Source organism: Actinocorallia lasiicapitis, from assembly GCF_054778695.1.
This window is the reverse complement of record NZ_BAAGZI010000271.1, coordinates 1-8377: the sequence shown is the minus strand read 5'-3', so window position 1 is coordinate 8377 and position 8377 is coordinate 1. Positions and strand designations below refer to the sequence as shown.

Here is an 8377-nt window from a genome sequence, read left to right as displayed (position 1 = left end):
TGGACGAGCGGCAGCAGGAACCCGTCCACCAGGGCCCGGGCGTCCACGGCCTCGTCGAGGGCGTCGAAGACGAGCGGCGGCGGAGACGGCAGCCGCGCCAGCGCCTCGATCATCTCCTCGGCCGTCCAGTGCGCGGGCCGCGGCTCGCCGTTGGGCCGGTCGAGGTCGAGCTGGCGGCCGATCGAGGCGAGAACGGCGGGCAGGTCCCGCTGCCGCAGATGCACCGCCGCCATCCCCGGGTTGACGGCGGGCGCGGCGTCCCCGATCCGCGACCACAGATGCAGGGTCCGGTCGGTGAGCAGCGGATGCGCCGCGCAGACCAGCACCCCGAGCAGCGCCGACTTGCCCGAGCCGGGACCGCCCTTGACGACCTGGAGCGCGGGCATCCCCGCACGCCAGGGCGCCATCCCCGGCAGCCACGCGTCGAGCCAGCCGCGCAGCGCCATCAGCTCGCTGCGCCGGCCGGTGAAGCACCCGGCCGGCGCCCGCTCCCCGAACGGTCCCCTGCCGCCCGCCCTCTCCTGCCAGTGCTGGACGTCCAGGACCTCGTCGACGTGCTCCTCCACCCCCGGGTCGAGCCCGAGCCCGGAGACCGGCCCGGGAACATGGCGCGGGTTGGGGAAGAACGGCAGCTCGGGCGCGGGCACCGAGGCGTAGCGGGGGCTCGCGGTGACGTCCTGCCGGTAGCCGCGGGCGGGCGTGAGCTGGGTGACCGTGGCGCGGATCGCGCCCGCCACCTGGTCGAACGAGGCGGATCTGGTGCTCGGGTGGAGTTCCAGGGCGCCGTCGCGGAGCCGCTCGAACACCTGGGCCGCGGCGAGGGTGAACCGGGCGTCGAACGCGCTCTCGTCGCCGTGCGAGGCGGTGATCACCCAGGCGCGGTGCCGGGCGTCCAGGTTGTCGATCAGCCAGGCGGGCACCGCCGCCGAACCGCTGTGGCACATGTCGAGCAGGAACAGCGTGAACGGCGCGGCCGGATGGCTCTCCACGAGCTTCATCCAGCCTTCGACCTCGGTCGTGGTGTGGACGAGCCCGTCTGCGCCGACGGCGTGGAGCCCGCCGTGCGGGCGCGGCAGCCCGTGCGTCATCACATGGACGATCCGCGGCACGCCGCCCGGGGCGCGCAGGAACGCGGCGAGCCGGTGCCCCAGCTTCGCCGCGGGGAGCTCGTCGGCGGTCCTGACCTGGTAGCCGAGTCGGCGCAGCGAGGAGCGCAGGCGCTCGCAGCTCGCGGCGAACGGGAGCGGCGGCAGCTCGTCGGGGAAGTCGGGATCGTCGTCGGACCTGACCGGGGCGAAGTCCGTGACCGCGATGCTGAGCGCCTGCCCGCGCCAGGGTCCGTCCGGTCCCGCACTCCCGAGCCCGCTGCTCAGTCGGGAACCACCCCGATGGTCAGCAGCAGATTGGCGTAGGTGCGGTACTCGCCGGTCGCGATGGTGAGGATGACGTCCTCGCCCTTGGCCAGGTCGTAGAAGTCGAACCGGGGGCACGCCTCGAACGCCGTGCCGGCGGGCAGCAGCGACTGGAAGTCCGCGAAGATCCCCGGAACCTCGTCGCCCGGCGGCTTCATGACGGTCGCCGCCTCGATCGGCACCGCCCGGACCAGCGGGCCGAGCACGTCGAGCGCGCCGAGCGTGCCGCGCGCGAGATTGAGGTAGACGATCGCGGCGTTGGGCCCGCTGGCCGTGGCGTGCGGGTAGTTGCCGTCACTGATGAGGATCTTGGCTCCGTGGCCGCCCCTGCCGAGGGCGGCGAGGATCTCCGGGTGGATGACCGGTCCGATGAGCACTTCAGGGTTCCCTTCCGCCGGGCGGCGCCGCCGTGCTCCCCAGCGCGGGGACCCGGCCGTGGACCGGCACCGGCACGTCCGCGGGCAGGAGGCCCTCCGCTGTGAGTTCGTCCCAGAGTTCGTCCGGCACGGTACGGCCGATCATCTCGAGGTTGTCGGTGACCTGGTCGGCGGACGCCCCGCTGCACAGCACGGTCGTGACCGCGGGATGGCCGAACGGGAACCGGAGCGCCGCCGCACGGAGCGGGACGCCATGCCGCGCGCAGACCTCGGCCAGCCGCAGGGCCCGCTCCACCAGCGGACGGGCCGCGGGCGCGTAGTCGTAGTGGGCTCCGGTTTCGGGCGCGGCGAGGATCCCCGAGTTGTAGACGCCGCCGATCACGACCGCGACCTTCCGGTCGGCGCACAGCGGCAGCAGCCCGCCGGCGGCCGACGGGTCGAGCAGGGAGTAGCGGCCCGCGCAGAGCACGACGTCGAAGTCGAGCCGGTCGACGAACCGGCGCAGCATCCCGGTCTGGTTCATCCCGGCGCCGACCGCGCCGACGACGCCCTGCTCGCGCAGCTCGGCCAGCGCGGGGAACCCGGTCCGGTAGACCTCGTCCTCGTGGTCGTCGGGGTCGTGGAGGTAGGCGATGTCGATCCGGTCGACGCCGAGCCTGGTCAGCGAGGACTCGACGGACCGCAGGACGCCGTCACGGCTGAAATCCCACTCCCTGGCCCGCGGCGGGGTCTGGAAGTAGCCCTGCGGATCGGGCTCCTCGCCGTCGCGGAGGGGCCGCAGCACGCGGCCGACCTTCGTGGACAGCACGTAGGAGGAGCGCGGAATTCCGGCGAGCACCCGGCCGAGACGTTCTTCGGCGAGGCCCACTCCGTAATGCGGAGCGGTGTCGATATAGCCGAATCCACCGGCCAGCGCCGCCGCGACCGATTTCTCGGCTTCCGCGTCGCTGATCGGCCGGTACAGATTTCCCAAAGGGGCCGTGCCGAATCCCCACGCGGGAAGCCCTGACGGAAGACCGGTCACGCTCGCCTGCGAACTGGACATTCCCCCGCCCTCGGCCGACGACTCTCCGGCCAATCGTAGTGCAAGGCGATAAGCTCATCCAATGAGCTCGGAAATCGCCGGAGAGGCGTCCGACAGGGAACCGACCGTCGCCGATGTGGCGGAACAGGCCGGAGTGTCGGCGGCCACCGTCGCGCAGGTGCTCAAAGGCTCCGATACGGTCCAGCCGGAACTCGCCGCCAAAGTGCTCCAGGTGGCCAGGCGGCTGGGATATCGCGCGAATCCGGCGGCGCCCACCCGCAAACCGCGGCTCGACACCTGGGCTCTGATCATCAGTGATATCGAGAACCCGTTCTTCACCAGTGTGATCAGCGGGATCGAGGAAGTGGCGGCCACCGCCGGCTACCATTTCACGATCCTCAATTCCGATGAGGACATCCGAAAAGAGGAGGAGTGCATCGCCACCGCGCTCCGGCAGCGCTCCGCCGGAGTGATCATCGCTCCGGTGAACGAGTCGGTGACCGATGTGAGCCCCTTGGTCGACGAGGGAATTCCGGTCGTCTCGGTGGACCGGATCGCGGCGCGCGGCGAAATCGATTCCGTGCTCCTGGACAATGTGAGCTCCGCCAGGTTCGGCACCATGCACCTGATCAGCCAGGGCTTCACCCGGATCGCGCTGATCGGCGGGCCGCCCGAGGCGACGACCGGCGCGCAGCGCCGCCAGGGCTACCGCGACGCGCTCCAGGCGTCCGGGCTGCCGTTCGACCCCGCGCTGGAGTTCGTCGGCCACTTCCGGCAGAGCGGCGGCCACGAGGCGATGCTCCGGATCCTCGACCTCGAACCGCCGGTCCCCGCGCTGCTCATCGCCAACAACCTGATGACGCTCGGCGCGCTCACCGCGCTGCACGAACGGGGCGTCCTGCCGCCGCGGACCCCGGCGATCGCCGCGTTCGACGAGTTCACCTGGCACAGCCTGCTCAGCCCGCCGATGACGATCATCGCGCAGCCCACCCACGAGATCGGCAAGGCGGCGGGCGAGCTGCTCGTCGCGCGGATCACCGATCCGGAGGCGCCGGTCCGGCATGTGCTGCTCCAGCCCGAGCTTAAGGTGTGGCCCGCCGCCTAGAACAGGCGCCTAGAACGGGCGCCTAGAACGGGGTCGTGGCGGCGAGCTGGTTGAGCTCCGGCAGATAGCGGTCGAGTTCGCCGGGGTCGAAGCGGACCATGCCGACGGCGTGCCAGAACTGCTCGGCGACCTCCCCGACCCGCTTGTACCGGCCGTCCGGGGCGTAGGCGACCCAGCCGTCGGGCAGCCCGAGCAGGGTCAGGGCGCGGCTCGGCGCGGCGCCCGTCAGATCCCACAGGACGACGGAGCCGTCGTCGCCGCCGCTGGCCAGGGTGGCCCCCGACGGGTGGACCGCGACCGACAGCACCCGCCGGGTGTGCCCGTGCAGTTCGTGGCGGAGCCCGCCGCCGTGCGGATCCCAGAGCCGGACCACCCGGTCCTCCCCGGCGGTGACGACGGTGTCGGCGTCCGGGCCGAACGCCACCGCCCAGACCCCGCCCTGATGGCCCTCCAGCACCTGCGCGGACCGGCCGGAGCGGACGTCCCAGACCCGCGCGGTGCCGTCGCCCGAAGCGCTAGCGAACACCCCCGGGTCGGCGGAGAACGCCACCTGGTGGACGCGTGAGGTGTGGCCGTCGAGCGCGGCGCGCAGCTCGCCCGAGTCGACGTCCCAGAGCCGGACGCGGTGGTCGTCGCAGGCGGTCGCGACCAGCTCGCCGTCCGGGCTGAACGCGATCGACCGGACCCGCGCCGGATGGGTGAAGGTGCGCCAGAGCCGGCCGCTGGTCCGCACCCAGACGCAGACGAGGTCGTCGTCGTTGGCGGTGGCCAGCAGCTCCCCGTCATGGTTGAACGCCTCCGCCCACACATGGTCGGTGTTGGCGCTGAGCTCCCGTTCCAGCTCGCCGCTCTTGGCGTTCCAGAGCCCGAGCAGCCCGTCGTTGGTGGCGGTGGCGAGCCGGTCCCCCGAGAGACTGAAGATCGCCGAGGTGAGCTGGTAGGACCGGCCGGACAGCCGGTGCACGAGCCTGCCGACGACCGGATCCCAGACCCGGACGATCCCGTCGTTCTGGCTGGCCGCCAGATGTTCGCCGTCCGCGCTGAACGACACGCCCGTGACCCGGCGGCCGTGCCCGCGCAGCACCCGTTTGGCGCGCCGGTCGGTGACGTCCCAGAGCCGGACCGTCCCGTCGTTGCTGCTGGTCGCGAGCTGCGTGCCCGAAGGGTGGAACGCGAACGGCCAGACCGAGCCGCGGTGGCCGGTCATCTCGGCCAGAAGCTGCCCGCTCAGCGGGTTCCAGACCCGCATCGCGCCCTCGCTGTCGCAGCTCGCCATCACCTCGCCCGCCGGGCTGAACCCGACCCGGTAGACGGCGCCGCCGTGGTCGGGGAGCGCCTGGAGCCGCCGGTGCTCCTTGGAGTCCCAGAGCTGGAGTGCCCCGTCGGTCGTGCCGACGGCGAGCATCGCGTTGCCCGGATGGAACGCCATCGTGTAGACGCTCGCGCCCTTGCGGCGTCCGGGATCGAGGGTCGCCTCCAGCTCACCGGTCGCCGGATTCCACAGCCGGACGCTGCCCGCGTAGTCGCCCGTCGCCAGCAGCGGCTCCATCGCGCGCGGCCCCGACGGCCGGAACGCCACCCGGTAGACGCTGCCCTCGTGCCCGTCCAGGGTGCGCAGCAGCTCGCCCGTCGCGACGTCCCAGAGCCTGACCCGGCCTGGACTGCTCTCCGAGCTGCGGTCGCCCGTCGCCAGCACCCTGCCGTCCTCGCTGAACACGGCCGTGTAGACGGGCGGATGGTGGCCGCCCAGCGTGTGGACGGGCGCGCCGGTGAAGGTGTTCCAGAGCCGGACGTCGCCCTGGCCGTCGCCGGTGGCGAGCAGCGAGCCGTCGGGGCTGAGCAGGACCGGCCACGCCCAGCGGTCGTGTTCGGGCAGCCGGTGCAGGAGCCGGCCGTTGGCCTGGTCCCAGAGTTTGACGGTCCCGTCGGACGCGCTGGTGACCAGCAGCCGGTCGTCGGGGCCGAACACCACGGTATACACGCGGCCGGAGTGCCCGATCAGGGTCCTGATCTCGCGGCCGGTCTCGCCTTCGCAGACCAGGATGCCGCCGTCCTCGTTGCCGACGACCAGCAGATCGCCGTCGAAGTTGTAGGCGACCGGCTCGGGGAGCCGTCCCAGCTCCTCGTCGAAGCCGTAGGGCACGCCGATCGCGGCGGGCCGGATCTCGACGTCGACGGGCTGGCCGGGGGCGATGGCCGCACCGCGCAGCTCGGGCACGTTCGCCAGCCCGGAGTCGAGGGTCGCGTCGATCAGGGCGGCGCGCGACCAGCGGCTGCCCCGCCAGCGGATGCCGCGCAGGTTCGCGCGGATCAGCCGGGCCTTGCTGAGGTCGGCGCCCTCCAGGTCGGCGCCGGTGAGGATCGCCCGGTTGAGCAGCGCGCCGCGCAGGTTCGCCTGCCGCAGCACCGCCCTGGTCAGATCGGTGCCGGCGAGGGTCGCCTCGCTGAGGTTGGCCTTGGTGAGGTCGACCTCCTGGAGTTCGCGGCGCGACAGGTCGTCGCCGGCGAGGTTCGCGCCGCGCAGGTTCATGCTCCGCGACGCCCGCAGCTCGTTGGTGATCTGGAGGGCGTTGCTGCGCGCCGCGGACTGCTCCTCGGTCCGCGCCTCCCGCAGCACCTGCTCCGCCCAGTTCTGGCAGACCTGGTCGCCCGCCAGATCGCGCAGGAACTTGACGATCAGGCTGGTCAGCAGCCGTTTGCTCAGCTCGGGCGGCGCGACCACCCCGACGTCGAACTGGTCGGCGATGTGCTTGGCGACCAGCCATTCGGCGACCGAGGAGTGGATGAAGCCGAACAGGTCGTCCTCGGTGCGGACCAGGAGGCTGCCCGTGCCGACGGCGTGCGCGGTCTCCTCCGCCGTCAGCCCGCCCGTCGCGAGCGTGGCGAGGGTCGTCGCGACCTTGGTCAGCTCCGCGGGCCTGATGTAGGACTCCCCCGACGCCCACAGCCGCAGCGCCAGCACCGTCACCGAGTACCACAGGTCGTCCACGCTCAGCCCGAGCGGCGAGCCGGGAACGCCCTGGGTGCGCTGCTCCTCGTAGGTCAGCCACGAGGTCAGCACCTCGCGGTACAGCTCGGCCGTGGTGACGTTGGCCTGGCCGTGCGCGACGGCGCGGAGCCGGTCGTCGTCGATCCGGGCGATGAAGCTCAGCATCCGCGGGTTCTGCGCCAGTTCGAGCAGGCCCGGCACCTCGGCGAGCAGTTCGAGCCGGTCGTCGGCCTGCGCGCTGTCGCCGCCGTACTGGTTGACCAGATAGGTGCGGATCTGGGCTTCCTGAAACTGCTCGACCACCAGGACCCTGCGGTGCGGCAGCTCGCGGACCCGCTGGCCGAGCGCGGTGTACACCTGGCTCTCGGTCCGGAAGAACTGGGTGCGGCTACTGATGATGATCTTCGCTTTGTCGTCGACGACCTCGACGAGCCGGCTGAGATGCTGGATCGCCCGGTCGTAGGTGACCCGGGCGACGAGCTCGTCGAAGCCGTCGAAGAGCAGGACGATCCGGCCCTCCCGCAGCATGTAGTGGAACGCCTTGAGGTCGCTGAGCTCCTTGCCGTGGTTGGCCAGATGGGCGGCGACCAGACCGTCCACAGAGTGCGCCTTGTCGAGCGCCCGCAGCTCGATGAAGATCGGCACCAGATGGGGCAGTTCGGCCGGGAGCCGCCGGGCCAGCTCGCGCAGCGCGAAGGTCTTGCCGTGCCCGAACTGGCCGAGCACCAGGATGAACCGGCCGTGGTCGGTGGCGAGCAGGTTCAGCAGCTCGGCCAGCAGATCGTGGCGGGGCGGCGCCGTCCGCTCCTCCAGCTCCCGGAAACGCTGGTCCACGTACAGGCCCGGCGGGTAGCGCTGGTCGGCCGCCAGCCGCTCGGTCTGCCGGGACACGTAGTCGGTGAAGTCCAGCAGCCCCTGGAACTCCAGGAAGCTGCGCAACCGGATCCGGCGGCGCAGCGCGTACCCCGACAGCGACGGGGCCGGCAGCGCGCCCTCGTAGACGAGCTCGGCCGACTGCTCGCCGCCCGTCGCATGGAGCTTCTCGTACAGGGCGTCGATGTCGGCCATGGTGATCTCGCCGAGATGGGCGGCGACCCGGAACTGCTGGACGAACTCGCCGGTGCCGTGCGTGACGAGCAGATCGGGCGGGTCGCCCGGTTCGAGCCGGATCCTGGCCCGCTCGTACCTGGTCTCGCAGACCTCCTTGACCCGGTTGAGCAGCAGCCTGGCCGGGGTGGCGGCACGGAGCCCGTCGTCCTCGGGCAGGGCGGGCGGCGGGACGGGCACCGTGAGCCTGTCCTCGGCCTCGGGCGCGAACGTCGCCGAACCGCCCTCCCAGGGATGCTGCACGGTCTCGGGTTCGGGGACGGGCTCGCCGTCCAGCGACCGGACGTACCTGGTCAGCCCCTGGGCGCCGACCCTGACGACCTGGTAGCGGCCCGCGCCGGGCGGCGGCAGGAACGGCGGGGC

At 72.3% G+C, this 8377-nt stretch carries 4 protein-coding genes; 1 reads left to right on the top strand and 3 read right to left on the bottom strand.

Going from position 1 to position 8377, the window contains the following annotated elements:
* Positions 1-1369 precede the first annotated feature (1369 nt).
* Positions 1370-1789 (bottom strand): RbsD/FucU family protein, encoded by a 420-nt coding sequence (locus ACYVE7_RS24235; RefSeq protein WP_460367495.1) that lies wholly within the window; start codon positions 1787-1789, stop codon positions 1370-1372.
* Position 1790: 1 nt separating this feature from the next.
* Entirely contained in the window at positions 1791-2834 is a 1044-nt protein-coding gene (locus tag ACYVE7_RS24230) for an aldo/keto reductase (RefSeq protein ID WP_460367493.1), read from the bottom strand.
* Positions 2835-2895: 61 nt separating this feature from the next.
* Here ACYVE7_RS24230 and ACYVE7_RS24225 point away from each other — a divergent pair, with 61 nt between their 5' ends.
* Positions 2896-3918, top strand: coding sequence for a LacI family DNA-binding transcriptional regulator (locus ACYVE7_RS24225; protein ID WP_460367492.1), 1023 nt, complete (start codon positions 2896-2898; stop codon positions 3916-3918).
* A gap of 22 nt (positions 3919-3940) precedes the next feature.
* Here ACYVE7_RS24225 and ACYVE7_RS24220 read toward each other — a convergent pair.
* Positions 3941-8377: NACHT and WD40 repeat domain-containing protein (locus tag ACYVE7_RS24220; RefSeq protein WP_460367490.1), on the bottom strand; the 4437-nt coding region annotated here is incomplete at its 5' end.